Below are 25,359 nucleotides of genomic sequence, written 5' to 3'. Positions count from 1 at the left end.
AAACCTTGGCGCCGGCGGCGGCGATTGTGGCGGCAGGGAATGTGGCGGCGGGCGGGCGACTTCGCGTAGTCTGATTGCAGAGGGAAAAACAACCGGGTCGGCGGGGGAGAAGAACCAATGTGGGAGCAGGTGCCGCGCACCATCGCGGAGGCCGCCAGAAGCCCGCTGGGCATCTGGGCGCTGGTGATCGTTGCCCTCGGGCTGCTCGGCTTCGCCTTCTTCAACGAGGCGCCGCTGGAATACCGGGCCGGCCTGTTCGTTTTCATCTTCTCCGGCTTCGGGCTGTTCGGCTGGGCCGCGTCGCGCGTGAAACCGGTGGCGGACGATCCCGCCCCACCTCTGCCGCCAGCGGCCGCACCGCCGACTATGCCCCGGGTGGAGCGGGCCGATCCCGATCCGCCGCCGGCGGCCGCACGGCCTGAGACTCCGGAGGCGGATGCCCTCCTCAAGCGCGCGGACGAGGACTATCTTGCGGACCGCAACGACCGGGCGCGGACGGCCTATGCCGAGGCGCGCGCCCTCTACAAGCAGGTTGGCAACCGCCTCGGCGAAGCCAAGGTGCTCATCGGTCTGGGTGACCTGGAACACAAGCTCGGCCGCAACGATGAGGCCCGCGCGGCCTACGCTGAGGCAAGGATGCTTTTCAGGCAGGTTGGCAGCCGCCTGGGCGAAGCCAACGTACTGCTCGGTTTGGGCAACATTGAAAGCAAACTCGGCCGCAACGACCGGGCCCGCGCGGCCTACGGCGAGGCGCGGACGCTTTACAAACAGGCTGGCAACCGCCTCGGCGAGGCCAATGTGCTGCACGGTCTGGGTGACCTGGAACGCAAGCTCGGCCGCAACGATCAGGCGCGCACGGCCTACACCGAGGCGCGGACCCTTTACAAGCAGGCTGACAAACGCCTGGGCGAGGCCAATGCGCTGCACGGTCTGGGCGACCTGGAACGCAAGCTCGGCCGCGACGATGAGGCGCGCACGGCCTATGCCGAGGCAAGGACGCTTTTCAGGCAGGTCGAAGACCGCCTGGGTGAGGCCAATGCGCTCAGCGGTCTGGGTCACCTGGAGAGCAAACTCGACCGTAACGATCAGGCCCTCGCGGCCTACGCCGAGGCAAGGACGCTTTTCAGGCAGGTCGAAGACCGCCAGGGTGAGGCCAACGTGCTCACCGGTCTGGGTCACCTGGAACGCAACCTCGACCGCGACGATGAGGCGCGCGCGGCCTACGCCGAGGCAAGGACGCTTTTCAGACAGGTCGAAGACCGCCTGGGCGAGGCCAACGCGCTGTGCGGTCTGGGTGACCTGGAAAGCACGCTCGGCCGCAACGATCAGGCGCGCACGGCCTACACCGAGGGGCGCAGGCTCTACAGGCAGGTCGAAGACCGCCTGGGCGAGGCCAATGTGCTGCACGGTCTGGGTGACCTGGAACGCAAGCTCGGCCGCGACGATCAGGCGCGCACGGCCTACACCGAGGCGCGCAGGCTCTACAGGCAGGTCGAAGACCGCCTGGGCGAGGCCAACGTGCTTTTTGGCCTGGGCAAACTGGAAAAGCAGCTCGGCCGGGCCGGTGCGGCGCGGCGGCATTTGCATCAGGCCGCTTATCTCTACGAGGCGCTGGACATGGCGGACTGGCAGGAAGAGGCGTTGGAGGCCGCCGAGGGATTGGGCGGCGGGGAGGATGAACCGGGCGGCGGCTGACCGGCGGCGCCTGAGTTCGGTTCAGCGCTTGGCGGCGGCGCGGACGAGTTTGGCGAGGTGTTTCTGGCAGGCGCGCTCGGCCAGCTTTTGGAGTTGCTGAGTGCAGGCGCCGAGCCAGGCCAGTGCATCGGCATCGAGCTGGTAAAACATGGAGTAGCGCGCCTTCACGTAGCCCTCGGCGAGGCCGCTGAACCAAGCGCGGTGGCGTGGCAGGTCGCGCGGCCAGGCGGCGGCGAGTTTCGGCTCCCGGCCCTCGGCCAGGGCGCGCAGGAATTTGATGTTGTGCGAGGGCGGCGAGTAGTTGGTCAGGGTCAGCAGGAGGCCACGATAGATCTGCTCGACCGCCTGATGCAGTTCGAAGGCGGAGTGTTTTAGCTGGTGCCTTTGGTTCTTTCGAGAAAGCGAAATTCCGGTTTCGAGGAAGCTCTGTGCCAGAGGTAGACTCTCTTCGAAATGCTCTTTCGCCGTTTGATGAGCGTCCTTGACGTTGCGCGGGCGGGGCGCGGCCAGCGGCTCCTCGTCCAGCTCGTAGAGCACGATGCCTTCCTTGCGGATGTCGCTGAAGAAGTACTGGCCCTTGCGCAGGGCGGCGTTCACCTCGCGCCGGCTGTGGACGATGAAGTTCACCGGCGTTGCCGGTGCGCGGCGGCGGAGCAGGCGGTCGGCGGCCTTGTGCCAGTAAGGCGCGTATTCGCCCAGCTTCTTGTTGTTGACCACGATCAGGATATCGAAGTCGCTGCGGTAGCCCTTGGTGGTGTGGGGTTCGTCGACCCAGGTGCCGCGGGCGTAAGAGCCGAAGAGGATGATCTTGAGGATGCGGCCCTTTTTCTTCCAGGCCGCTTCGCTGTCTTTCAAGGCGTCCTCGAACTCGTCGTGCAGGATCTTCTCGACCTGCTTCAGCTCGCGCCGCTTCCTGGCCGGCAGGTGATCCAGGCTGGTCTTCATCATGGCATCGTTCCTGGCTTCACGGGCACGGGGATCACGTCGGTCAACGCGAAGTCGCCGCCCTTGAAGAGCAGGGGCTCATCGCTGTCCTTGGCCAGGGCATAGGCAAGGCAGTCGCCGAAGTTGAGGCCGGCCCGGTGACAGCCCTTGCCGTAGCGCCGGTAAGCCTCGCGCGCGATCCCGGCCTGGGCGGCGGTGACGGGTTCGATCGCCAAGCCAAGTTGGTTCATCACCGCGTCTAACTCGGCGGCAGCACGGGAAGCCGTCTCGGGCCCGGTCCTTCGCATGACGACGACCGCCGCCTCCAGGGCGGAGCCGGCGGAGATCAGGCGCGTGGCATCGGCTTGAACGGCCGCGACAAAGGGATGCCGCTCCGGCTCGTTCCACAGGATCGCGATCACGGCAGAGGTATCGACCACCATCAGGTCGGCAGGCCCCCGTCGTCGTAACCGAGCAGTTCGTCCGGGCTGCGGTCGTCGACCACCGGCAGGGCGGCGAAGCGGGTGATGATCCGGTCGAGCTTTTTCAGGTCGATCTTCTTGCCCCGCTGCCGCTGTTCCTGCCGCAGCCGCTCCAGCACCGCCTTTTTCACCGCATCGGTGATGTTCTCGCCGGTGAGGTCGGCGAGTTGGCGGACCAGCCGGTCGGTCTCAGGGTCCTTGATGTTCAATGCCATGATGCTGACGCCGTGAGGAAGATTTCAGGCTTGTTTCTTCCTGTATAGGCTCAACCCCAGGGTTTGTCAATCCGGCGGCCTGACCGGCCGACGCGCGGATAAGGCGCCGCAGGGCAGCCGCAAGGGGGCAGCCCGAGCCTATTCGCCGGTGAGGGAATAGCCGACGCCGTGCACCGTGCGGATCAGGCCGTGCTTTACCGGCCCGCTAAGGGCGCGGCGCAGGCGCCCTACATGGACGTCCACTGTCCGCTTTCCGACATGCGCCTTCGCGGGCCAGATGGCCTGCACCAACTCTTCGCGCGTGAAAACGCGCTCGGGGTGAGTGAGGAAGAGCTTGAGTATCTCGAACTGTGTCGGCGCCAGATGGATTTCCTTTTCGCCAAGGTGCACCCGATGCGCGGTGGTGTCCATCCTGATGCCCGCGTATTCCAAGATGTTGGGATCGGAAACAGGCGTCTGTTCCCGCAGCGCCCGGCGAAGCCCCGCCACGATCCCCTGCGGGCCCGCCGACTTCCATACATAATAGTCGTGGGCGCCATTGGCGGACCCTGTCGCCAGGGGGGCCGCCTGCTCTTCGGTCAGCAGGAGAACCGGGGTCCGCGCGCTGGCCGGCGCCTCCCTGATCCGCCGCAGGGCGTCCGGGGCGTAAGATCCCAGCGACACGCAGTCCAGCACGATGACCTCCGCGCGCTTCGGCGCAGATCCCGAACTCTGAGACTTGCCGCCCGACCGAACGGCCGCGAAACCCTGGCCCGCCAGAACGTACACCAGAAGATCAAGATAACGACCGTCAACGCCTTCGATCAGTATGGTTGGTTTTCCGGTGTTTTCGATCTTCGTGCCGGCCACCAGGTGGCCCTTCCATTTTTTGCCAGACAGCGTTTCTGATCCATCCAAACCGCCACCTTCGGATTGCTTGGCCGCTTCTTCTGCCAAGGATATCGGCGGCGGGACGTCGCCACAGCCGATTATTCCCCGCTGCCCCCATCATGCAGCAAGAACGATGAAGGGGTAAAAATTTACCGGACTGATTAGAAATCAGGCAAGGGAAAACGCGGTTAGGTGGTAAAATGGGTGAATCAGCTCATCTTTGGAGCGGTCTCATCGGGTCGATGAACCGCTTCAGCCGATTCCACGCGAAGGGCTCAGGTCAGGGCAATTATCCCGGAAAGACGGGGGTAACGGAGTGTTTTTCGAGATGATGCCGGGATCGCGCCCGGTAGGGCGGCGGCGTGGCGGCTCAGAGCCTGGCCTTGACCGCGGTCCAGAAGCGGTAGTCGTCGTCCCGGTCATCGGCCTGCGCGGCAGACGCGCAACTGTCCGCCGCCTCGGCGGCTTCGGCGCCGTAGAGTTCCCTCAACTGGCGGGCGCCTCGTTCGGGATCGGCCAAGTCCCAGAAACTCTCCCAGCTCGCAGCTTCGCTCATAAAGTAAATCCCCGCACACTGTCCGGCCCGCCGCCTTTGGCGATTCTCAGCCACTCTTGAGTGGCGGGGAGAACTTGTTGCCGCAAGCAATCGATTTACGCCCCGCTTGGTAGAGTACAATGCAAACAATTTCGGGAGGCAATGTTAGGATTGTCGTACGACAATCGATTGAGGATGTATTAAAAAGTATTAATCCGGCCGCAAATTGTGCCATCGGTGCGGCCGGCCGCTGAGGCAGTCGGCCACGCGGCGGAGGCCTTCCTTCAAACGCTCACGGTCGCGCACCGACCCGAGCGCGAGGCGAACGGCATTGGGCGCCGGCTGGTGGTCGACGGTAAACTTTTCAGGGGGGGCCACGAGCACGCCTTCCGCTCTGAGATCGGCCACGAAATCGACCGCCCGCCGGCCTTCAGGTAAAGGCAGCCAAAGGTGATAGCTCGACACACCTTCCGGGCCGTTGCCGAGCCCGAGCACCTCGCGTGCGAGATCGTTACGCTCCCGCGCTTCGCGGCGATGCCAGCCGACAAATTCGTCCGCCTGGCCCTCCTCAATCAGCGAGGTCGCGATCTCGGCCATCAAGGTCGGATAGACCGAATACATCGTGCGGAGGCTGTTGACGAGGCCGCTCACCAGCGCGGCAGGGGCCAGTACATAGCCGACGCGCAGGCCCCCGGCCATGCTCTTCGAGAGCCCGCAAACGTAGATACAGCGATCCGGCGCCAGGGCGGTCAAGGTCGGCACCTTGTTTCCCGTCAGGTGGCCGAAGGCGTCATCCTCGACGAGGAGCGTCCCGGCCCGCCCGGCAATTTCCACCAGGGCCTTCCGCCGTTCGAGGGGCGTGAAGACATTGGTCGGATTGTGATTGGTCGGGGTTACGAGAATAGCCGAGACATTCTCTTGCTTGCAGGCCGCCTCTAGCGCATCGGGTATAATGCCCTGCTCATCGCTTTCGACGCCGCGGAGGTTGAGGTTCAGGCATCTTGCGACAAACCTTATGCCGGCATAGTTCAGCTTTTCCGTAAGTATGGTGCCGCCCGGACGCGCGATGGCCAAAAAAATTGCCATCAGCCCATCCTGTCCCCCGTTGCACAGGAGCACCTGACCGGGTTGCGCTTCGATCCCGCGCCGCTTGATCCAGCGGGCGCCGGCGTTGCGGTGGCGGGCGATGCCGGGATGGGGGTGGTTCTGCAGCAGGCCGTGCAGGGAACCGCGCCGCGACAGCGCACCGAGCAAACGATTGAGCAGTGGGTCGAGCGTGTCGGTTACGGCGATATTCTGGCAAAGGTCGATGACATCCTGCGCCTTGCCGTTGTCAAGTTGCATCTCCTCGGGGAAGCCCTTGACATAGGTGCCCCGGCCGACGCGGCTGACGATGAGGCCGGTCCGTTCCGCTTCGGCGAAGGCTTTCGTCACCGTGTTGACGGTCACGCCCAAGGCGTCGGCGAGCGCGCGGTGGGTCGGCAGCCGTTCCCCCGCGGCAAGACGCCCGGAGCGGATATCCTCTGCGAGGGCCCCCTGGATACGCCAGTACAACGGTCCGCGAGTCAGGTCCAGATCAGGGAGCCATGAGGTTTCCATTAACCGCGATTTTCAATTTGTGATTAAATTTGGTGGTTGAAAATATCAAATATATCCGCAGAATACATCCTCTGGTTTTGGGGCAATCGTAAGTAATTGTCGTAGTCTCCGCGAATTTTTTTGGCCAGCAGCCCGCTTAGTCCGGCGGTATCGAAAATGTGCTCCAGCGAAGGGGAGGGGGATCATGAAAAACTTATCCAGATTTAAAGGCACGGCATTGCTTGCCGCGGCGGTCTTCGGGATCACGGCCGCCGCCGTGGCGGTTCCCGGTCACGCCCAGTCCACTCTGCAGGCGATCCAGGAGCGCGGCAAGTTGCTCGCCGGCGTACGCTTCGATAACCCGCCGAGCGGCTATATCGATACCCGGGGTAACAACATCGGGTTCGGCCCGGATCTCGCCCGCGCCTTCGCCAAGCACCTGGGCGTTGAGCTGGAGCTTGTTCAGGTGACGTCGAAAAACCGCATCCCGCTGCTGCTGAACGGGCAGATCGACGCGGATATCGGCACCACCACGCCAACCAAGGCCCGTGACGAGGTGGTCGACTTCTCGCACGTCTATGTGGTGGATCAGGCCCGGATCATGGTCCGCAAAGGGGCGAGCACCGATCCCGAGGACTACTTCAACAGCGACACGGTCGCCGGCGGGATGCAAGGCTCGTTTTATATCGATCTTTGGAAGCAGCACTCGCCCGACGCCAACATGAAGGAATACCAGGAGTTTCCGGACGTCGTGGTGGCGTTGATTCAGGGAAAGATCGACGTCCTGCCGACCAACAAGCGCAATGCCTACGAAATCATCGAAAAGCTGGGCGCGCGGGCGGATAACATCGAGGTCGGCGGCGCGTTCTTCGAGGACTTCATGGCGATTGGCTTGCGGGAGAACGATTCCGACTGGCGCGATTGGGTAAACTGGACGCTGCAGCGGATGTGGGGCGACGGTTCCTATCAGGCTTTGTATGAGAAGCACTTCAAGACGCAGCCCGCGTTCGAACTCGGCGATGCCGGACGGCTGCAGCCCGGCTACGAGAAGGTGGCCAAGGAAAACGATTTCTGGTCACAGTAAACTGTTGCCGCAGAGGGCCGGAAGGCCAGCGTCCGCGGTTCAATCCGTTTTCCACGAAAGCCTCTGCGCGGTACCGGTTTCATGGACCTCGATTGGTATATCATCTGGGATTATCGCGCCGACCTGCTGCGCGGGTTGTGGCTGACCGTTCGGATATCGCTTATCGCCATGGTCGGCGCGACGCTTGTCGGGGTCGCGGTTGGCTGTCTTCGCACCTTACCGGGTTTCCTTGTCCGGCGTTTGACAGGGCTTTACGTCGAAGTCCTGCGCAACATCCCGATCGTCGTTAAACTCTTTTTCGCGCATTTCATCCTCGGGCTCGATGCGCTGCCCGCCGGCATTGTCGTCCTCATTCTCCATCGCTCCGCCTATATCGCCGACGTGACGGCGGCGGGACTGCGGTCGGTCCCCTATGGACAGACCGAGGCCGCTTTGGCCTCGGGCCTGAGCACCCGCCAGGTCTTCGGCTGGGTGCTCCTGCCGCAGGCGCTGCGCGCGATGATTCCGCCGATGACGACGCAGTACACGCAGGTCGTAAAGAACTCGTCGGTCGTCATGCTGATCGCGCTTCAGGATCTGACCTTTATGACCCAGAGGATCGAACATGAGACCTTTCGCGGCGTTGAGGCGGCCTCGACCGTGACGCTGCTCTATCTGCTGATCGTTCTCTGTGTCGCCGCCGCTATGGCGGGCGCACAACGGCTGGTGGACAGGAGGCTGGCGTGACCTCGATCGCCATGGCCGGTGGCGCCGTTCGCGCCAGCATCGATGTGAAAGAGCGTTACTGGCGTTTGACGTTGCTGGCCGTGGTGCTCTGGGCTGCCTGGATGGCGCGCGATCTCGGCTGGGCCGTGGTTTGGGAGAGCGCTCCGTTTCTTCTCAAAGGGTTGGCGATTTCCTGGGTACTGGCCCTGACGTCCATCGGGCTCGGTGCGCTGGCGGCGGTGCCGCTTGCCGTGGCCCGCGTTTACGGCCCGGTTGGTCTGCGCCATGCCGCCGTTGCCGTGATCGAGGTCGTTCGGGCCACGCCAGAGCTGATGATCGTGTTCTGGATATTTTTTGCTTTCCCGGCCTTGATCGGGCAGGCGGTGTCGAATTGGACGGCGGCGGTCGCTGCCTTGAGCGTCATTGCAGCAGCCTATCTCGCGGAGGTCATCCGCGGCGGACTTTATTCGGTGCCGAAGGAGCAGTGGGATGCCGCCCTTTCGGCCGGGCTGAGCCGGGGACAGGCCTTCGTCTATGTCGTCTTGCCCCAAGCCCTGCGCAATATGGTTCCCGCTCTTGTGGCGCAGCTGGTTTCGCTGTTCAAGACAACCTCGCTCGTCTACGTCATCGGCGTCATTGAGTTCTTTCGCGCCGTCACCATTGTCAACAACTCGGCCTTCGCGCCCTACGCTCTCTATCTTACCATGGCCGTCGGCTATTTCCTGTGCTGCTGGCTGCTCACCTGGGTGGTCCACCGCTTCGATCCGAAGTACCTTCTCGTCGAATGACCGCTTCCTCCTCGCCAGACAATTCGGCCAAGCCGCAGCTCGTCGTGGAGTTCGCCGGCGTGCAAAAGCATTTCGGCGATCTGCATGTGCTGCGGGATATCAACCTTTCGGTCCGCCAGGGGGAGGTTCTTGTGATCTGTGGTCCGAGCGGTTCGGGGAAGAGCACGCTTGTACGCTGCGTCAACGGCCTTGAGCCCATCGGCGCTGGACGGCTGACGGTGCTCAGCAGGCTGTTGAACGGACGCTTCCCCGATTTGCGCGAACTGCGCGCCGAGGTCGGCATGGTGTTCCAACATTTCAATCTCTATCCCCACCTGACCGTGCTCGGCAACATCACCCTTGCGCCGATGAAGGTCCGCGGCTTGTCGAGGGCGGAGGCTGAGGGGAAAGCGCAAGCGTTGCTGGAGCGCGTCGGAATTCCGGAGAAAGCCAAGCAACATCCGGCGCAACTCTCTGGCGGGCAACGGCAACGCGTGGCGATCGCCCGGGCGCTGGCCATGGATCCGAAGATTATGCTGTTCGACGAGCCGACCTCGGCCCTCGATCCAGAAATGATCAAAGAGGTTCTGGACGTTCTGACCGATCTTGCCCGCGACGGCATGACCATGATGGTCGTCACCCACGAGATGGGCTTCGCGCGCCGCGTCGCCGATCGTATCGCCTTGCTGGATCATGGCCGGATCGTCGAAGAGAACGATCCGGAGCGATTTTTCAAAACACCTCGAGACGAGCGCACCAAGGCTTTTTTGAGCAAGATCTTATCTCACTGACCACCTTAGATTGTGCAGCTTCGGGCCACGCTGAGCGGGAGAATCGCGCATCACCGACGCGCAAGATCGTGTGGAGAAGGTTTGACGGTGCCATTCGTTGCGACGCGACGGGTTCGTCGCCGCGCGACAGACTTTCTGTCCCGGTCTTAGGTGGAAAAGATAGCTGAATAGGATTTTCATCTCGCTTCAACTATGAAAACTTTACACAGCGAGTAGATTGTCTCGGCCAGAAAAGAAATTTCTGTGACCATGGGGAGAAACATCGTTCCTTTTATAGATTCAGGGTTGCATAATATTCACGTTGATCCGAGTTTGTTAGTATACGTTTTTTGGTTGGTCAAAGGCGAGGGCCTTTAGGGGGTGATCGCAGGCTGGCGGCGCCCGAATGATCCGTGAACAGGGAGGCTATATTGGGGTACCTGGCAGCCGTTGCCCTGCGAATGGTAACGAAGTGCGGGTAAGTTGTTTTTCCTGACATGGTTGTAGTCTCTCGTCTCTTTTTTACGCCAAGCGCCTACCGCCGGCGGTATTTTGAGGGAGGAAGAAGTGGGCCAAGAAGCTCAGGCAAAACCCTTGATTTTGGTTTACTCAGAAGATGTCGATTTCTATTTATTTTTGGATCACGTCTTTCAGGCTGAACACCTTGCAACACATCTCTCCGTTGACCTTGATGAAACCCTGCAGTCTGCGGTGGAGCGGAAGCCGGATGCGATCCTGATGGACTGCCGCACCCGCGCGATTTCCGCACCCGAAGTCTGCGCCCCTTTGAAGCTCGACGCTCGGACGAAGGGCATTCCAGTCATCGCCCTGATGGATCAGGGCGCAGAAAGAGATTACGTCGATCTGATAAAGTGCGGGATCGAAGACACCTTCATCAGGCCGGTTTGGCCGGCCAAGCTGATCGAGCGTGTACGCTCAATGCTCGATCGTGGTCGGTCCATAAATGGGGCGCAGACTTCCATCGTAGTGGCAATGTGCTATGCCGATCTGGAGATGAATCTCTCCACCTACCGGGTCCGCCGCGCTGACCGCACTATTCATCTGAGCCCGACGGAGTTCAAGCTGCTGCGACACTTCCTGGAACACCCTGAACAGGTCGTGACACGGGAAGAGCTGCACAGCGCGGCTTGGAAGGACAACGTGCACGTCGGGCCGAGGACTGTAGACGTTCACGTCGGCCGTCTGCGCAAGGCGCTCGGCTCTGCTCCCGATCAAGAACTGATACGCACCATCAGGTCGGTCGGCTACGCTCTAACCGTGAATCCTGCAGACGATACTACGATTGCCAAATGAGATTCCGCCAGCGTTAGAGTAGGAAGCGGGTGAGACTCGTAAGATCTAGGAGTTTGGCACTGTTCCTGTGTCTTTACTTCGATTTCAGATTCTATTCCCGCGCTGATGACTGAGGGTGTTGGCAGTAGACCGCTTGGAAAAGCCATATCAATGGCTCGTGATCTGCTTCCCGGAAATGCCCTCGATTTGGGTTAGAGTTTTCCGCACCATTTTCCTGGCTGGGGAAGGAGCGGAGACAGATGAAGGCCTCCAGGTTATCGGACGCGCAGAAAGCGTCCATCGTTAAGCAAGGTGAGGACGGTGTGCCGGTAGCACGGGTTTGTCGCGAGGCTAGGATCAGCCAGGCGACCTACTTTAATTGAAAGATGAGTATGCCGGTCTGATGCCGAGCGAGATGAAGCGGTTGCGCGAGTTGGAGCAGCGGAACACCCGACTGAAGAAGATCGTTGCGGACTTATCGTTAGATAGTCGTCTGTGAAGATTTCGCGCAGGGCTAATTTCAGGCGGTTTGAGGTATTAATGCGCTTCTGAGGATCGCTTGGATCAGGGGGCGAAAAGCGCCTTGAACCATCTGATGAGCAGATGGAAGTTGTAGCCGGCGCGACAGCTGAAGGCCAGCCGCAATCCCATAGTTCGTTGACAATCAAACAGAAAGGACCACCCGTGCACAGGCCTCATTGGTCCTCGGTTAACAAGGGTTTTTTGAGCACTGATCGAGGGGTCATCGCGGCATAATTGGCAGCGATTATTTTGCTTTGCAGCGAGACCTCGTCAGAGGGGAAGTGCCCACTGGGTCTGGCGGCCCTGCGCAGCTTGGAATTCAGCGCCTCAATGGCGTTTGTCGTGTAGATGATGCGCCGGACGCATTCAGGGATCTGCAGTTTCTCATGACGCTTTCTTGGTGCCCAAACCAACCACCCTTCCAATATTTGACCCGATAACATCAGCTGCATCAACGAGAGTAATCAAGTATTCAAGAGCCTCGCCAACATCGGCCTCTATCTCACGTCGTGCTACTTCCACATCTCGGGTCTCTAGTGCGGCACAAAGCCGGCCTCGCCAATCCCCTCGGCTTGCCGTTACAGTTTGAATATAGTTCGGAAACAATAGTCTGAGATATGGGCCGGTCTGAAGCCAAAGGCTCTCGATAATTCTGACGAGGTTTGGCATCGCCGAAGCACGGTAGACTCCAAACTGGAACTCACCCAGCTTAGCCACGTCGGTCGCAATATCTTCGCGTTCCCGCGCCGCTATGATCTCGCTTGCGATTATCCGCAGCCGGGCGACCTCGTCCAGTGTGATCCTTTCCGCAGCACGCGCCGCCGCCAACCCTTCAACCGCCAAGCGGATGTCCCGCAGTTCCCGGACCCTTGCGCTGGTCATGCGCGGCACCCGTACCGAGCGCTTCGCTTCACCTTCAAGCACCCCCTCGGCGACAAGCCGGCCTAGGCACTCACGCACGGGGGTCAGGCTCGTACCATAGGATTCCGCTAATTGACGGATGACCAGTTTCTGGCCAGGCACATAATGTCCCATCATGAGAGCATTGCTGATATCGGCATAGACTTGATCACGCAAGACATGGCCATTTTCAACAGGCCGAGGCATCAACGATTTGCTTTCTTTCATTCGACGGTCAGTTACCCGATTTTGCACGGCGCGTCTAGGCTGACCGTGTCTTTTATCCGCTTTTCCCTGCTTCTTTTCGCGAATCGAATCGTTAATGTAAAGATTATGTAACGAAATGATGGAAGTTTTATGATGATGGTGTATCTATTTTGTGATATCGTTTGATTCTGTGATGCTGATTCAAGGCTTACGCAGCCTGTTTTCCACATCGAGTTAAAACGTTCGAATTGAAGCCTGATGTATGACGACGCACTTTCCTAAAAACGGTAGCACTTGGGTTGATCTAAAACAGCAACTCGAAGCTACAAAGGCCGATGACTATGCTTGGAAGCGTGGACGCCTTCCGCTGTACGTTTATTGGCGCGACGAAGAGCTGTATCAAGTGGCTCGAGACGCATACTCCCTGTTCTTTATCGAAAATGGCCTTGGCAAGCTCGCCTTTCCAAGTGTGCAAAAGCTTGAGCGTGAGGTCATCGGCATGGTTCTCCATTTGCTGCAAGCCGATGAGGCGGCAGGTGGAAGCTTCACCGCGGGCGGCACCGAGAGTATCTTCCAAGCAGTAAAGACAGCTCGCGACCATGCGCGGGCCGAGCGACCGGGAATCGGAAGGCCCAGGATCGTCGTGCCGCAATCCGCGCATCCGGCCTTCAACAAGGCGAGCCACTACCTCAATATGGACGTTGTTCGTATACCGCTCGGAGCTGATTTCCGCGCCGATGTCGCCGCGATGGAGCGGGCGGTCGACGACGATACTATCATGATCGTGGGGTCGGCTCCGGCCTATCCTCACGGGGTCTTCGATCCGATTGAGGATCTCGCCCGCCTTGCCATGGCGAAGGGCGTCTGGTTGCACGTCGACGCTTGCGTCGGCGGACTTCTGGCGCCCTTTGTCCGGCGACTCGGCTATGATATTCCGCCGTTCGACTTCGCCGTAAATGGCGTTACGAGCATATCGGCGGATTTGCACAAGTACGGATTTGCCGCTAAAGGCGCGTCGCTGATCTTGTTCCACGACGCCGGTCTTCAAAAATACCAGCGCTTCAAGTTTTCGGATTGGCCGCGTGGGACATACGCAACCGATACTTTTCTTGGAACACGCCCCGCCGGTCCCGTTGCCTCAGCTTGGGCAGTCATAAACTATCTCGGTGAGGAGGGCTATCTGAATATCGCTCGGACTATCATGGCCACCAGGGCGAAGTTCGCTGAGGGCATCGCGGCGATTCTCGGCCTAGAGGTCATAGAGCCCAGCGACCTTTCCTTTCTTCTCTATCGGTCGGTAGATCCGGAACTCGACATTAACGCTATCGCCGAAAAGATGGCTGAACGCGGTTGGTTCGTCGGCCGTTGCACTGAGCCATCGGCTATTCATCTGATGTTCAACCCCGTGCATGCGACAATTGTTGACGAGTATCTTGAGGATCTCGCATCCGTGGTGAGTCACGTTCGACGCTCTGGGCGCGTCGGTGTACTGGACGAAAACACCTACTGATCCGCAATAAAGCCAAATGGGAAGACGGACTATGCTGAGACTAACAAAGCTGTTTGCCGCGATTTTCGTGAGTGCTCCTCTGTTGTTGCCCCAAAGCGCAACGGCGGAGAACACCATCACCTGGGCGACGCAACTTTCATACAGGGATATGAACCCCGCAGTCAGTTTCGGTGCCGAGACCTACATCCTCGGAAACATCTACGAGACCCTGTTCCTGTATGATGATGGGGAAGTGAAGCCCCGTCTCGCGGTTTCGTGGAGTAAATCGGATGGCGGCAGGGTTTGGAATGTGACGCTGCGCGATGGTGTCAAGTTTCACGACGGCTCCCAGCTGGATTCAGCCGTAGTCAAGAAATCCTTCGAGTATACGAGAGATCTTGGCAAGGGCGCCGGCTATCTTTATGCGGACCTTGAAACCGTTGAGACACCGGATAGCCGGACCGCCGTGTTCAAGTTCAAGAAACCGATCGCGTTCGATCTGGTCGCCAGCGGTCAGTACGGGTCCTACGTGATTGGCCCAGCGGCGATCGACAAAGGGCACGACTGGATGAACGAAGGCAACGCCATCGGCACCGGGCCCTATACGCTCACAAAATACGAGCCGAACAAGCTGACCGTGATCAGCAAGTTCGATGACTATTGGGGCGGCTGGAAGCCCGGCCAAATCGATCGCGTTATCCACCCGGTGGTGTCGGAGGCCTCAACACGTGTTCAGATGATCAAGTCCGGCGAAGCTGACGTTGTGCGCGTACCAGTGAGCCAGTTGGCGGCGCTGGATGCATTGCCGAACACTTCGGTCGCTACCAGTTCTGGTTGGCGCAATCAGATGTACCTGCTCAATATGCAGAAATACCCCACCGACAGCAAAAAATTCCGCGAGGCCCTTGTCCATCTTTGGAACTACGACTCGGTGCTGAACGACATATTTCAGGGCTATGCAAAGCGCCCGTTGGGGCCAGTACCGGCCTCCATGTGGGGACATGGCAAATACGATATCGGCTCCTTCGATCCTCAAAAAGCCTTGAAGCTGCTGGAGGAATCCGGGATTCCAAAAGAGGATTGGAAAATCGATGCCATGTATTCGAACAGCAATCAGGAACAGATTGATGCTGTTGAGCTGTTCCAAGCGAATGCCGCTCAAGTAGGTGTTCGGGTGAATTTATTGCCGCAGGTGAGCAAGGCATATATGACCAAAGCTAGGAGTGCTAGTACAGCTGCCAACATGCATAGCATGGTCTGGTATCCAGCCTATCCGACGCCGTCTGACTGGCTATATTCACTGTTCAAAACCCGAAAGGAAAACACCGGTTTCAATCTTTCGCGTTATAAAAATGCGGAATTTGATGCAGCGCTTGCTACCGCCATTGATGCAGAAGGCGTCGATGTAAAAGAGTCAGCAAAAGCCTACATTGCAGCGCAGGACATTTTGATGAAAGACACGCCCGCCATATTCTTTGCGGATGTGGATCGCGTCTTTACCCACTCGTCAAGCCTTAAGGGTATGGATAAAAGCTCGAACCCTGCATATGAAACCTTGTTCATCTACGCCCTCAGTAAATAAACGCAGCGGATTATAGACAAGTTTTCAAGAGGGTAGTAGGACAGCAAATGGTGAAGTACGTGGTTCAGCGGTTGATCCTGATGGTGGGTGTCGTTCTGGGTGTAGTTACCATCACATTTATCCTGAGCCGCGTACTTCCCAGCTCACCGGCGGAGTTGATGCTCGGCGGTCGCCCGACTGTCGAGCAGATCGCTGCCGCCGAGGCAGAGATGGGCTTGGACCAGCCTCTTCCGGTTCAATACATCAACTATGTCAGCGACCTTTCCCAGGGTGAATTCGGCAGGAGTCTGCGGACGGGTCAGCCTGTCTTGAGCGAAGTCAGTGACCGGCTGGGTGCCACTTTCGAACTGACCACTCTTGCCATCGTGCTGGTCGTGCTCGTTGGGATCCCGTTGGGTGTTCTTTCAGCGGTGCGGCGAAATTCTATGCTCGACAATGTCGCCAGGGCAATCGCGGTAGGGGGTGTTGCCATTCCATCCTTCATTCTGGCTATGGCTCTGCAGTTGATATTTTACGGAGCGCTCGGATGGCTGCCGTTGCAGGGTCGCGTGGCCCCGATCGTATCGCTCGATTCGCCGATATTACCGATAACCCAGCTATATCTCATCGATGCCCTTTTGACGGGGAACTGGGACGGCTTCCGTGATGCGCTCGCCCACATTGCTCTACCCCTATTGACCTTGGTCATATTGCTCCTGGCCACGGTGACACGTATTACCCGGAACATGATGGTCGAGGTTCTAAAGGAAGAGTACATTCGCACGGCCTTCGCCTACGGCGTGCCGAAATCGTCGATCTATTACCGCCATGCGCTGAAGGCCACGCTGATCCCGATGCTGACCGTCATCGGCTTGACCTACGGTAATCTTCTGGGCGGCGCTGTGATCGTCGAGTTCATTTTCGATTGGCCAGGATTGGGTGCATTCGTAGTTTTTTCCATCATAGCAAACGACTATCCGGCCTCGCTTGGCGCGACGTTGTTCCTGGCCGGCATTTATCTGTCGGTCAATCTCATCGTCGATCTGCTGTACTTCGTTGTTGATCCGAGGTTAAGAACGCAGTGACGGAATTTTCCACGAAGCCCGACAATACTGTTCTTCGCGCGAGTTGGCGCTTGCGCGTAAAGGCGTTCATCTTGGACAACATGCTTTTTGTCGCTGGTGCATCGATATTCTTCCTGGTGATGATATCCGCAATTCTTGCGCCATGGATAGCACCGCACTCGCCAGCCGAAATCGTGATGTCGAACAAGCTGATGGCGCCGGGTATCGATCATCCGATGGGAACCGACAAGTTCGGCCGGGACATTTTCTCGCGGGTGCTGTTCGGCGCTCAGATCTCCCTGACGGTCGGCGTGTGCGTCGTGGCTCTGGCCGTTTTGATCGGCGCCCCTATAGGCTTGTTGTCGGGCTATTTCGGGGGGAAGCTCGATACTGCGCTGATGCGTATCTCTGATGTATTCCTGGCGTTTCCACCGCTGCTTCTGCCAATTGCGATTACCGCGGCTCTCGGGCCTGGCCTGTGGAACGCGATGATCGCACTCGCCGTCTCCTGGTTCCCTTGGTATGCGCGCATCGTGCGCGGTGCCGTCATGCGGGTGCGTAAGGAGCTCTATATCGATGCCGCCCGGACCATGGGGGTGAGTCACCTGCGGATCATGCTGCGCCATGTCACGCCCAATTCGCTGACGCCGGTGATCGTCCAAGGCTCGATGGATTTTGGTTATGCAATTCTCGCCGCGGCATCCTTGAGCTTCATCGGACTTGGTGCCCGCCCGCCAACCATCGAGTGGGGTTTGATGGCTGCTGCCGCACGGACCCAATTTCTCGATCAATGGTGGACGGCGCTTGGTCCGGGACTGGCGATATTTCTGACCGTGCTTGCCATCAATCTGGTTGGCGACGGTCTGCGCGACGTCCTCGACCCGAAACATGGACGCCGAGAATGAGCGATCCTGTTCTGGAGATAAGTGGGCTTGAGGTCACGTTTCCCGGCCTAGTGCGCAGCACGACGATCCTGCGCAGTATCGACATGCGCATCGACGCTGGGGACGTTCTTGGCTTGGTGGGTGAGTCGGGATGCGGTAAGTCGATGACGGCATTGGCTTGTCTTGGCATGGTTCCGGCTCCCGGAAGTGTTAGTGGCGGCATCAAGGTCGATGGTTACGAGGTCGTCGGTCGATCGGACGCCGAGCTTGGTGCGGTACGAGGTAGCAAAGCGGCGATGATCTTCCAGAATCCGATGCGCTCGCTGAACCCGTTCTTCTCTGTTGGCCGGCAGATGACGGAGATCATCCGACTTCACCGCTCATGCGATAAGGCGGACGCCTATATGATAGCTATGGAAGAGTTGACGTCGGTGCACATGCCGGACCCGGACTTCGCCTTAAGCAAATACCCGCACCAGCTTTCGGGTGGCCAGATCCAGCGGGTAATGATCGCGCTCGCCCTGGCGTGCCGCCCCAAACTGCTGATCGCCGATGAGCCCACCACGGCGCTCGATGTGACGGTCCAGGCGCAGATCATCTCGCTGCTGCGCGAGTTGGCGGATAAAACCGGCCTGACCATCTTGTTTATCACCCATGACCTCGGTGTCGTGTCTCAGCTCTGCAACCGGGTCGCGGTGATGTATGCCGGCCGGATCGTCGAGACCGGGTCCGTCGAGGATGTCATCGACAATCCCCGCCATCCCTATGCCGCGAAGCTGATGAACACGGTGCCGACGATCGGACACGGCCTGCGGGATCTCGACTCGATTCCAGGCCAAGTGCCGGACCCGGCCTTCCCGCCGCCGGGCTGTGCCTTCCATGACCGCTGCGCGTTGGCGATAGAGCTATGTTCCCAAACAATTCCTCGGACCAAAGTCATGGCCGGTGCGCACGAAGTAGCCTGTCATCGCGCCGGCGACATCCGGGATGCCGCGAAGGTTACGTCATGAACGCGGCCCTAGTCTCCGTCGAGGGCCTGTGCAAGAGCTACGGGACCCGGCATGGCGTGTTGAAGGCGGTCGACGACGTAGGTTTCGAAATCTATGCCGGCGAGACACTAGCCGTAGTCGGCGAATCGGGTTGCGGCAAGAGCACGCTGGCGTTGACGTTGCTGGGTCTTGTCCCCGCCGACGCCGGGACGATCGCCATCGACGGTGGCAAAACAGAACCGGCTTCCGGGGCGATGACGAAGCGCGCCGGTAGCGACATCGGCGTCGTGTTTCAGAACCCACATTCCTCGCTGAACCCGAAGATGCGGGTACGCGCGCTCATCGGCGAGCCGTTGGTTACGGCGTTCCGCATGCGCGGCAAGACGTTGTCCGGCCGTATCGTCGAACTGCTGAAGCAGGTCGGGTTGGGTTCGGAGCATATGCGCCGGTATCCGCATGAACTCTCCGGCGGGCAGATGCAGCGGGTCGCCATCGCCAGGGCGCTGGCTCTGGAACCGAGGCTGCTGATCCTAGACGAGCCGACGGCGGCGCTAGACGTGTCCGTGCAGGCTCAGATCCTGAAGCTGCTGAAAGCGCTGCAGGCGGATACCGGCGTCAGCTACCTGTTTATCACCCATGATCTCGGCACGGTCGATTACATCGCCGACCGGATCGTCGTGATGTATCTCGGTCGGATCGTTGAGAGCGGGCCCGTCAACGAAGTATTCGCCGATCCACGTCACCCCTACACCAGGGCGCTGCTTGACGCGGTGCCGACCATCGATCCCGGCAAGCGCGGAGGCTTGGTGACCATCAGAGGCGAAATTCCAAGCCCCCTGAACCGGCCAGACGGATGTGCCTTCGCGCCGCGTTGCCACTGGAGCGACGATCAATGCCGGACATTGGCTCCGGCGTTGATAAACGCGGACCAAGCCCGCGTCCACGCTTGCCACCATCCACTGTCTTTCGAAATAGACGATGGAAAAGTCGAGGAGATCGCGAATGAAGCTCGATGAATACGTCGATTACGATGCCACGGGGCTGGGAAAACTGGTGAGTGCCGGTGAGGTGACAGCACTCGAATTGACCAGGCTTGCCCGCGAGGCTCATGACATCGTTAATCCGCGAATCAACGCGATTATAGAGTTTTACGAAGACGCCGAAACCGTTGCTGGCGCCGATGCGGGATTGTTCAATGGCGTGCCGTTTCTCCGTAAGGATCTCGGGGGCACCGAAGCGGGCCGCCTTCAGGAAGGGGGGAGCCGGCTGTTCAAGGGGCGCCGGACGAAAACCGATAGTTACTTTTATCGTCGTGCCCGGGAAGGCGGTTTGCGCACGCTTGGGCGGACGACTACCCCCGAGTTTGGCATTTCGGGGTTTAGCGAGTCGATGCTTAACGGAGTCACCGGCAATCCGTGGGACCTGAAACTGTCGGCGGGCGGTTCATCCGCCGGGGCCGCGGCGGCGGTCGCGGCGGGCATCGTGCCCATTGCAAGCGGCGGCGATGGCGGAGGCTCCATCCGCACACCGGCATCCTGGTGCGGTCTTGTCGGGTTGAACCCGTCCCGCGGCCGCATCTCCAGCGGTCCGGACCGGCAGGATTCTAATTTTGGTTTTTCCCGGAATTTCGTGCTTTGCCGTTCCGTGCGCGATATGGCAGCGGCGCTGGATGTATTTTCCGGGCCCTTTTCCGGCGATCCGTTCATCATCGTCCAACCGGATCGCCCTTATGTGGAGGAGTTGAAGCAATCGACTGGCTGTCTGCGGGTTGGGGTTGCGAGAACCAAATGGGGAGACGTCGATGTCGAACCGGAAACCCTTGCCGCTGTCGAGGCGTCGGCCAAAGCTCTCGCGGAAATGGGACATGCGGTTGAGGACATGGACCCGCCGCACGCGGCGGCAGACTACAGCGAGATATTGCTGGGCATGGCTGATATCAGAGCCGGAGCCCTTGAAGAGGCGGCGAGAGCCATGGGCCGCGAGATCAACTCGGATACGCTGGAGCCGGTCAATCTCAAGCTGTACGAGCATGGTAAGAATCTGCCGCTGTCTCACGCGGGCCACGTATACGAGGCTGTGCGCAAGATGCGGGCCAGCGTGGGGGAGGCGATCGAGGCGTTCGATATTCTGTTAACGCCGGTCATGCCGGTCACGGCGTTGCCGCATGGCGGCGTCTATTGCGCGACCAACGATACATTCTCGGCGGAAGAATACATGGACGCCGATGCCGCGCTATACCAGCACCTTGGCGTCTTTAACGTAACCGGCCATCCGTCCGTATCCCTACCTCTGGCGCAAAGCAGCAACGCGCTACCCATCGGCGTTCAAATTGTTGGCCGCTTCGGCGACGAAGCAACGCTGGTCCGCGTCGCCCGTGATTTGGAGGAGGCCATGCCTTGGGCTGGCCGCCGCCCGCCGATCCACGCGGGGAGCGGCTGATCGATTCCCCGGCGTTCTCGCGGAATATATTTTTGGTATGCCAAGATTCTCGACATGACGGTGAGTGAGCGAATAACGAATGAAATTTCCTCCCAAGAATCTGGCACCTCCTGATGCCGCTGCACGCCGAGCCAGTCGGCCTGTTATTTGCTATCCGATCAACGATTTACCAGTGCTCGATCCATCGTTTTACGAACGGGCGAGGTGCGAACTGGCTTTAATCAGCAAAACCACGGTTCCTCCCCGGGATGCGGCAACTTTCGAAGTTGCTGCGGGGTGTTTTTTTAGGATCGTCTGCGCAGAGGGGCCCCAGGTTGGAGACCTCAATCTTTGGAACGCAGACGATATGGACGAGCGTTTCTTCAGCGGCAAGACTCGAGCTTTACATGGCACTCATGTAAGCACGGGTGACAGGTTGTGGAGCAATCTTCCTTATATGCGTCCGATGGCAACGATCACTCATGACACGCTTGATTGGTATGGATGGGATGATGATGGAGGGAGTGTTCACGATGTCATCGGAACTCGATGCGACCCATATACCAACGTTCTTCTGAACGGCTGCGAATACCATCATTGCTGTCACTCAAACCTGACCAGGGCAGTTTCCAAGGAAAAACGGATATCCTTGGCCGAAGCTGAAAAACACGTTCATGATGTTCTGAATGTCTTCATGTGCACGGGATTCACCCTCGACACACATCAGTATTTCATGAAAGCGAGTCCGGTGCGGCCAGGAGACTATTTGGAGTTTTTCGCGGAAACAGACCTGTTCGGTGCATTGTCGGCATGTCCCGGTGGGGATTGTAGTGCGAGCCACTCCAGCGAAAATGCTCAATGTTTTCCGTTGACGATCGAGGTTTATAAGGCTGATCCAGCCTATACAGGGGATTGGCAACCACCGGCTCGTTCGACCTACTCAGGCGGAGACTGCGGTGCGGGTTCCCGTTGGCGTCTGCGTAGCGATTAGAACCGGACCGAGCGGTAGTGCCCTAGGTGGAGGCCCTCGCGGGCAAGGGGATTCTTGGTATGGCAACGACGTTGGATCGGGTGCAGTCATATGTCCGGAGGCTATCCGAATAGCTGTGTAAGCGGCGCTGGACACTACACGAGTTATTTCGATCGCGGATTTACCACATCGGCATCATTTTTCCAGGCATCCTTACCGTCTCATGGACCTGTTCGCACCGCGTGACCGCGATGGCCGGTCTGTTTCGTCATGGTGAGCCTGCGCTTGCTAGCGATAGACTTCGCCTCGTTAGAGCACGGCCCAGGCCACTCTGGCCATGCATTGCCGCGACCGCGATGTGGGGCCGCGACGAACGAAAAACACTGGCGCGGCTCGCAGCCTGGAACCGGCCACTCATAAAGGTGCGGGCCCGTATCGAGAAGATTTTAGGAACCTGGAAACGAGGCTATGGCCTCCGGCAAATGCGATGGAAGGGCATCGCCAATGCACACTTCAGGTCCGCTTCACCGCCATCGCCTACAATCTCAAACGTATTCTCAACATCATCGCCAAAACTGCATGAGGCAACGCCATCGCATTGCCCCGGCGCAACTTGCAGCGCCAGCACTAAAGGTCAGGCGCAATCCCATAGATTATTGACAATCAAGCAGAAAATACCACCCGCGCGCAGGTCCCATTACGCACTACCTCAAGATGCTCTTTGTCATTACGCTTTCAATGTAAGGAAAAGGTGATATTATTGTAAAGGAAATGTGATAACAAAATGAAGGTCGTTTGGAAGTATGTTGCAATCTGCGCCGCGTGTGATGGTAGCGCGTATCTACCAGGAATCGCACAGCTTCAATCCTGCACTCACTTGTGTGAACGACTTCTCTATTGAACGAGGAGATGACCTCCTCGAATTAGAGGTGCGATCGACTTCGATTCTGAGCGGGATCTTGCGTCGGCTACAAAAAGAGGGAGCGATCATCACGCCCGCATTATCCGCCATGGCGCGACCAGGTGGGCCGGTGGAGCATTCGCTCTTTGAGCAACTCAAGCAAGAAATTGTAAGCGTTGCCCGGCGAGGTGGCGTTGATGCCATTGCATTGGAACTGCACGGAGCTATGGCAACCGACTGCCTCTGCGACCCGGAAGGTGATTTGCTTGCCGCTCTGCGAAAAGAAGTGGGGAAGGGAGTAGTCATCGGTGTCGGGCTCGATCTTCATGCCCATGTGACCGACGCTATGCTGCAGGCGGCGGACTTCTGCATAGCCTGTAAGACAAACCCTCATGCCGATTTCCCGGAAACCGGAGACAAAGTCGCAGAACTCGTCCTGGCTGCTGTGCGGGGAGAGGCGGGGCCTGTGACAGCCTGTGCCCGGGTACCGATGTTGCTGCCAGGCGCGCTTGAGACCGGCAGCGGGCCGCTAGCCGATCTTCATGCGCGGTCTCGACACTGGATCCGGCAACACCCGTCGATTCTGGATATTTCGATTTGCAATACGATGACGTTCCTGGACGTCCCAAATAGTGGTCAGACTGTGTTGGCTGTCGGGGACTGCGATGTTGAAACCGCTGCTGCGGCGGCGACCGAGATCGCTGGGCTGATTTGGCAACGGCGTTTTGATTTTAAGGTCAATCTGCCTTCAATCGATCGCGTCCTGAATATGGTTGTTGCACATCCTTCGCGGCGTCCTTTTGTGCTTGGTGATCAAGGTGACAGAGTGATCGCAGGGACTCCTGGCGACGACAATGCGATTCTGCGTCGCCTTGTCGAGCGAAAACTGAAACTGCGCGCGGTAGTGCCGATAACTGATCCGGAGGCTGTCCGGGCTGCAACGGCTGCCGGAATTGGCGCAGAAGTAACTTTGCCTGTCGGAGGAAAGCTCACGCCTGGGCTTGAGCCTCTAGTAGTAAATGGCAAGGTGGTGAACTTGACCGACGGCCGGTTCAAATTACGTGGCCCATTCATGGCTGGGCAGACGAGTTCTTTAGGAGAAACAGCGGTTATTGAGGCGGGGCGCTGCACACTCTTGCTGACAACACTGGCCGGCCTGACACAGGATCCCGCTGCCTTCACGAGCCAGGGCATCGACTTAAGCCAGCAGGATCTGATCGTCAGTAAGTCGGGATTCCATTTCAAGCTGTCATTTGAGGACATTGCCACGCCAGTAGTGGTTGGTACGCCAGGACTTTCATTATACAAGCCTGGGATTGTTCCGTTTCGTGCCAAGCGCCCGATTTGGCCGGAGGACGACGTCATATTTGACGCGCCAAAGGTGAAAATCTTTACCCAAAATTACCCGAAGGAAACACCTCAGAGTTCTTCTGCAATTCCAACAAGTTCGTGTACGAGGGCGTCGTGACTGGATTTTACGCAACGCGTCTCATGACCCCTTGGCGAGTTGGAGTTGGCACTGCCGGCGCCTTCACTGATTTGGTTTTAATCAATGGTGCGGAGCGCGTTCGAGAGTTCAAGGCTTCCTCAAAACCTTCCGATCCTGCAGGCGGCGTTGTCATGGCACTTGGTCTTGCTGCACGGGTCTGCAAGACGACTATCGGCGAGTTGCTAGTTGGATTTAGGCAATTCATTCACGGCTCGACGATTGCGACTAACACTATATTAGAGTGCAAGGGCACGCGGGTTGGTCTTCTGGTGACTGATGGGTTTTGTGATGCGCTAGAAATCCGACGAGATAACCGAGAAAGTTCTTGGGGTCACCGTTTACTGTATCCACCAATTCTGGTCTCGCGGAAGTTCGGAAGACCAATTGCAGAACGTATTGGGTGCAATAGAGAGGTCGTCATCCCGCTTGACGAAGCAGGCATTGCTGATCAAGTCGAGGTTGCAGGCTATCATCTGCCCCTTCCTGCAGTCAGTATTCACGCTGAAAGTGAGGGCGGAGGCACAATTGCTCAGCTCGACTCGGGCGGCATGACTTGTGCCAATCCAGATGGGGCTGGGGCGTTGTCAGGACTCGCTGCGTATGCGCCTGGAGAATCAGATCCGACAGTCACGGATGCACAGTTTGTTCAGGGCCGGCTGTGTTCGACCGAATATGCTGGCGGGCTTATTGAATTAATGGCTGGTCTGGCCGACAAGGCCATCGAAATCAGCATTGGGAAAGACACGGGTTTGACCACTGCCGGTGCTGCTATAGGCAATGTCCGGTTGATAGAGCAGTGTGTTGTTCGTGCCATCGAGCAAGTCAGTATAGAACGGGGCCTCGACCCTTCGCGATTTGTCCTGATTGCCACTGGAGCGGCGGGACCCATATCCGGCGCGGCAAAGGCCGTCTATGGCGGTGTGATCAACGATGATGGCTCGTCAGACCAAAGCGCCACGAGGTTCTTGAGAGCCACTTATGGCGAAAAATCCAGCCGAACCAAACACAATCCTGTGGAGGTATAGGACTCATGGGCTTTCCACCCCT

General features: G+C 58.8%; 23 protein-coding genes and 2 pseudogenes. 17 read left to right on the top strand and 8 right to left on the bottom strand.

Going from position 1 to position 25,359, the window contains the following annotated elements; all coding sequences use genetic code 11:
• The first annotated feature begins 117 nt into the window (after nucleotides 1-117).
• Nucleotides 118-1,695, top strand: a complete 1,578-nt coding sequence (locus HBA54_RS17785) for a tetratricopeptide repeat protein (protein WP_167227076.1) — start codon at nucleotides 118-120, stop codon at nucleotides 1,693-1,695.
• A 21-nt stretch (nucleotides 1,696-1,716) separates the two neighbouring features.
• On the opposite strand, the gene HBA54_RS17780 is transcribed toward HBA54_RS17785, so the two are convergent.
• The 6 genes from HBA54_RS17780 to HBA54_RS17755 all read right to left on the bottom strand — a co-directional run bounded on the left by HBA54_RS17780 (nucleotide 1,717) and on the right by HBA54_RS17755 (nucleotide 6,320).
• Entirely contained in the window at nucleotides 1,717-2,643 is a 927-nt protein-coding gene (locus HBA54_RS17780; RefSeq protein WP_205944734.1) for a nucleotidyltransferase and HEPN domain-containing protein, read from the bottom strand.
• On the bottom strand, nucleotides 2,640-3,062 hold the full coding sequence (locus HBA54_RS17775) for a type II toxin-antitoxin system VapC family toxin (RefSeq protein ID WP_167227073.1): 423 nt from the start codon (nucleotides 3,060-3,062) through the stop codon (nucleotides 2,640-2,642). The genes HBA54_RS17780 and HBA54_RS17775 overlap by 4 nt, the downstream gene beginning before the upstream one ends.
• Nucleotides 3,062-3,316 carry a type II toxin-antitoxin system VapB family antitoxin gene (locus HBA54_RS17770; protein ID WP_167227071.1) on the bottom strand — a complete coding sequence of 85 codons (255 nt, stop codon included), beginning with the start codon at nucleotides 3,314-3,316 and terminating at the stop codon, nucleotides 3,062-3,064. Before HBA54_RS17770 ends, HBA54_RS17775 begins: the two co-directional genes overlap by 1 nt.
• Nucleotides 3,317-3,454: 138 nt before the next feature.
• On the bottom strand, nucleotides 3,455-4,252 hold the full coding sequence (locus HBA54_RS17765; protein WP_167227069.1) for a winged helix-turn-helix domain-containing protein: 798 nt from the start codon (nucleotides 4,250-4,252) through the stop codon (nucleotides 3,455-3,457).
• 304 nt (nucleotides 4,253-4,556) lie between these two features.
• Nucleotides 4,557-4,742, bottom strand: coding sequence for a Y4oE-related protein (locus HBA54_RS17760; RefSeq protein WP_167227067.1), 186 nt, complete (start codon nucleotides 4,740-4,742; stop codon nucleotides 4,557-4,559).
• 189 nt (nucleotides 4,743-4,931) lie between these two features.
• Nucleotides 4,932-6,320: an aminotransferase-like domain-containing protein gene (locus HBA54_RS17755; RefSeq protein WP_240932749.1), complete on the bottom strand. Its 1,389-nt coding sequence runs from the start codon at nucleotides 6,318-6,320 to the stop codon at nucleotides 4,932-4,934.
• 184 nt (nucleotides 6,321-6,504) lie between these two features.
• Between HBA54_RS17755 and HBA54_RS17750 the strand changes: the two genes are divergently transcribed.
• The 6 genes and pseudogenes from HBA54_RS17750 to HBA54_RS17725 form a co-directional block, all read left to right on the top strand.
• Nucleotides 6,505-7,383 carry a substrate-binding periplasmic protein gene (locus tag HBA54_RS17750; protein ID WP_167227063.1) on the top strand — a complete coding sequence of 293 codons (879 nt, stop codon included), beginning with the start codon at nucleotides 6,505-6,507 and terminating at the stop codon, nucleotides 7,381-7,383.
• A gap of 81 nt (nucleotides 7,384-7,464) precedes the next feature.
• Nucleotides 7,465-8,109: an amino acid ABC transporter permease gene (locus tag HBA54_RS17745; RefSeq protein ID WP_167227061.1), complete on the top strand. Its 645-nt coding sequence runs from the start codon at nucleotides 7,465-7,467 to the stop codon at nucleotides 8,107-8,109.
• Nucleotides 8,106-8,876, top strand: coding sequence for an amino acid ABC transporter permease (locus tag HBA54_RS17740; RefSeq protein ID WP_167227059.1), 771 nt, complete (start codon nucleotides 8,106-8,108; stop codon nucleotides 8,874-8,876). The genes HBA54_RS17745 and HBA54_RS17740 overlap by 4 nt, the downstream gene beginning before the upstream one ends.
• A complete protein-coding gene (locus HBA54_RS17735) occupies nucleotides 8,873-9,646 on the top strand; it encodes an amino acid ABC transporter ATP-binding protein (protein WP_167227302.1) in 774 nt (257 codons plus the stop codon). The genes HBA54_RS17740 and HBA54_RS17735 overlap by 4 nt, the downstream gene beginning before the upstream one ends.
• A gap of 546 nt (nucleotides 9,647-10,192) precedes the next feature.
• Nucleotides 10,193-10,939, top strand: a complete 747-nt coding sequence (locus HBA54_RS29705) for a winged helix-turn-helix domain-containing protein (protein ID WP_167227057.1) — start codon at nucleotides 10,193-10,195, stop codon at nucleotides 10,937-10,939.
• Nucleotides 10,940-11,178: 239 nt separating this feature from the next.
• Nucleotides 11,179-11,414 (top strand): annotated as a pseudogene (locus tag HBA54_RS17725) (transposase); the annotation flags it as partial.
• A gap of 250 nt (nucleotides 11,415-11,664) precedes the next feature.
• Here the strand turns inward: HBA54_RS17725 and HBA54_RS17720 are convergent.
• Both HBA54_RS17720 and HBA54_RS17715 read right to left on the bottom strand, forming a co-directional pair.
• Nucleotides 11,665-11,811 (bottom strand): annotated as a pseudogene (locus HBA54_RS17720) (transposase); the annotation flags it as partial.
• A gap of 13 nt (nucleotides 11,812-11,824) precedes the next feature.
• Nucleotides 11,825-12,568, bottom strand: a complete 744-nt coding sequence (locus HBA54_RS17715; RefSeq protein WP_167227055.1) for a GntR family transcriptional regulator — start codon at nucleotides 12,566-12,568, stop codon at nucleotides 11,825-11,827.
• A gap of 241 nt (nucleotides 12,569-12,809) precedes the next feature.
• On the opposite strand from HBA54_RS17715, the gene HBA54_RS17710 reads away from it, so the two are divergent.
• The 10 genes from HBA54_RS17710 (at nucleotide 12,810) to HBA54_RS17665 (ending at nucleotide 25,337) form a co-directional block, all read left to right on the top strand.
• Complete coding sequence (locus HBA54_RS17710; RefSeq protein ID WP_167227053.1) at nucleotides 12,810-14,057, top strand: pyridoxal phosphate-dependent decarboxylase family protein; 1,248 nt, start codon at nucleotides 12,810-12,812, stop codon at nucleotides 14,055-14,057.
• 31 nt (nucleotides 14,058-14,088) lie between these two features.
• Entirely contained in the window at nucleotides 14,089-15,618 is a 1,530-nt protein-coding gene (locus HBA54_RS17705) for an ABC transporter substrate-binding protein (RefSeq protein ID WP_167227051.1), read from the top strand.
• A 47-nt stretch (nucleotides 15,619-15,665) separates the two neighbouring features.
• Nucleotides 15,666-16,682 (top strand): ABC transporter permease, encoded by a 1,017-nt coding sequence (locus tag HBA54_RS17700; protein WP_167227049.1) that lies wholly within the window; start codon nucleotides 15,666-15,668, stop codon nucleotides 16,680-16,682.
• A gap of 80 nt (nucleotides 16,683-16,762) precedes the next feature.
• Nucleotides 16,763-17,566, top strand: coding sequence for an ABC transporter permease (locus HBA54_RS17695; protein ID WP_167227300.1), 804 nt, complete (start codon nucleotides 16,763-16,765; stop codon nucleotides 17,564-17,566).
• Nucleotides 17,563-18,555, top strand: a complete 993-nt coding sequence (locus tag HBA54_RS17690) for an ABC transporter ATP-binding protein (RefSeq protein ID WP_167227047.1) — start codon at nucleotides 17,563-17,565, stop codon at nucleotides 18,553-18,555. The genes HBA54_RS17695 and HBA54_RS17690 overlap by 4 nt, the downstream gene beginning before the upstream one ends.
• Complete coding sequence (locus tag HBA54_RS17685; protein WP_167227045.1) at nucleotides 18,552-19,550, top strand: ABC transporter ATP-binding protein; 999 nt, start codon at nucleotides 18,552-18,554, stop codon at nucleotides 19,548-19,550. The genes HBA54_RS17690 and HBA54_RS17685 overlap by 4 nt, the downstream gene beginning before the upstream one ends.
• The gene (locus tag HBA54_RS17680) at nucleotides 19,537-20,973 is read left to right on the top strand and encodes an amidase (protein WP_167227043.1); all 1,437 of its coding nucleotides are present in this window, start codon (nucleotides 19,537-19,539) and stop codon (nucleotides 20,971-20,973) included. The genes HBA54_RS17685 and HBA54_RS17680 overlap by 14 nt, the downstream gene beginning before the upstream one ends.
• A gap of 79 nt (nucleotides 20,974-21,052) precedes the next feature.
• Complete coding sequence (locus HBA54_RS17675; RefSeq protein ID WP_167227041.1) at nucleotides 21,053-21,943, top strand: urea carboxylase-associated family protein; 891 nt, start codon at nucleotides 21,053-21,055, stop codon at nucleotides 21,941-21,943.
• Nucleotides 21,944-22,725: 782 nt separating this feature from the next.
• Nucleotides 22,726-24,291: a M81 family metallopeptidase gene (locus tag HBA54_RS17670; RefSeq protein WP_167227039.1), complete on the top strand. Its 1,566-nt coding sequence runs from the start codon at nucleotides 22,726-22,728 to the stop codon at nucleotides 24,289-24,291.
• Nucleotides 24,288-25,337, top strand: a complete 1,050-nt coding sequence (locus HBA54_RS17665) for a hydantoinase/oxoprolinase family protein (RefSeq protein WP_167227037.1) — start codon at nucleotides 24,288-24,290, stop codon at nucleotides 25,335-25,337. The genes HBA54_RS17670 and HBA54_RS17665 overlap by 4 nt, the downstream gene beginning before the upstream one ends.
• Nucleotides 25,338-25,359: the final 22 nt, after the last annotated feature.

It is taken from the genome of Pelagibius litoralis (assembly GCF_011683915.1).
GTDB lineage: Bacteria > Pseudomonadota > Alphaproteobacteria > Kiloniellales > Kiloniellaceae > Pelagibius > Pelagibius litoralis.
Note: the sequence above shows the minus strand (reverse complement) of the source record. Positions and strands in the feature narration are given on the sequence as shown.

Bases quoted from the DNA above. Each gene is read 5' to 3' on its own strand.
- HBA54_RS17715 (WP_167227055.1), bottom strand. From the start codon at position 12,568: ATGAAAGAAAGCAAATCGTTGATGCCTCGGCCTGTTGAAAATGGCCAT.
- HBA54_RS17710 (WP_167227053.1), top strand. From the start codon at position 12,810: ATGACGACGCACTTTCCTAAAAACGGTAGCACTTGGGTTGATCTAAAA.
- HBA54_RS17755 (WP_240932749.1), bottom strand. From the start codon at position 6,320: ATGGAAACCTCATGGCTCCCTGATCTGGACCTGACTCGCGGACCGTTG.
- HBA54_RS17675 (WP_167227041.1), top strand. From the start codon at position 21,053: ATGAAATTTCCTCCCAAGAATCTGGCACCTCCTGATGCCGCTGCACGC.
- HBA54_RS17780 (WP_205944734.1), bottom strand. From the start codon at position 2,643: ATGATGAAGACCAGCCTGGATCACCTGCCGGCCAGGAAGCGGCGCGAG.
- HBA54_RS17685 (WP_167227045.1), top strand. From the start codon at position 18,552: ATGAACGCGGCCCTAGTCTCCGTCGAGGGCCTGTGCAAGAGCTACGGG.
- HBA54_RS17770 (WP_167227071.1), bottom strand. From the start codon at position 3,316: ATGGCATTGAACATCAAGGACCCTGAGACCGACCGGCTGGTCCGCCAA.
- HBA54_RS17695 (WP_167227300.1), top strand. From the start codon at position 16,763: ATGCTTTTTGTCGCTGGTGCATCGATATTCTTCCTGGTGATGATATCC.
- HBA54_RS17690 (WP_167227047.1), top strand. From the start codon at position 17,563: ATGAGCGATCCTGTTCTGGAGATAAGTGGGCTTGAGGTCACGTTTCCC.
- HBA54_RS17735 (WP_167227302.1), top strand. From the start codon at position 8,873: ATGACCGCTTCCTCCTCGCCAGACAATTCGGCCAAGCCGCAGCTCGTC.
- HBA54_RS17670 (WP_167227039.1), top strand. From the start codon at position 22,726: ATGTTGCAATCTGCGCCGCGTGTGATGGTAGCGCGTATCTACCAGGAA.
- HBA54_RS17700 (WP_167227049.1), top strand. From the start codon at position 15,666: ATGGTGAAGTACGTGGTTCAGCGGTTGATCCTGATGGTGGGTGTCGTT.
- HBA54_RS17760 (WP_167227067.1), bottom strand. From the start codon at position 4,742: ATGAGCGAAGCTGCGAGCTGGGAGAGTTTCTGGGACTTGGCCGATCCC.
- HBA54_RS17750 (WP_167227063.1), top strand. From the start codon at position 6,505: ATGAAAAACTTATCCAGATTTAAAGGCACGGCATTGCTTGCCGCGGCG.
- HBA54_RS17775 (WP_167227073.1), bottom strand. From the start codon at position 3,062: ATGGTGGTCGATACCTCTGCCGTGATCGCGATCCTGTGGAACGAGCCG.
- HBA54_RS17785 (WP_167227076.1), top strand. From the start codon at position 118: ATGTGGGAGCAGGTGCCGCGCACCATCGCGGAGGCCGCCAGAAGCCCG.
- HBA54_RS17680 (WP_167227043.1), top strand. From the start codon at position 19,537: ATGAAGCTCGATGAATACGTCGATTACGATGCCACGGGGCTGGGAAAA.
- HBA54_RS17705 (WP_167227051.1), top strand. From the start codon at position 14,089: ATGCTGAGACTAACAAAGCTGTTTGCCGCGATTTTCGTGAGTGCTCCT.
- HBA54_RS17745 (WP_167227061.1), top strand. From the start codon at position 7,465: ATGGACCTCGATTGGTATATCATCTGGGATTATCGCGCCGACCTGCTG.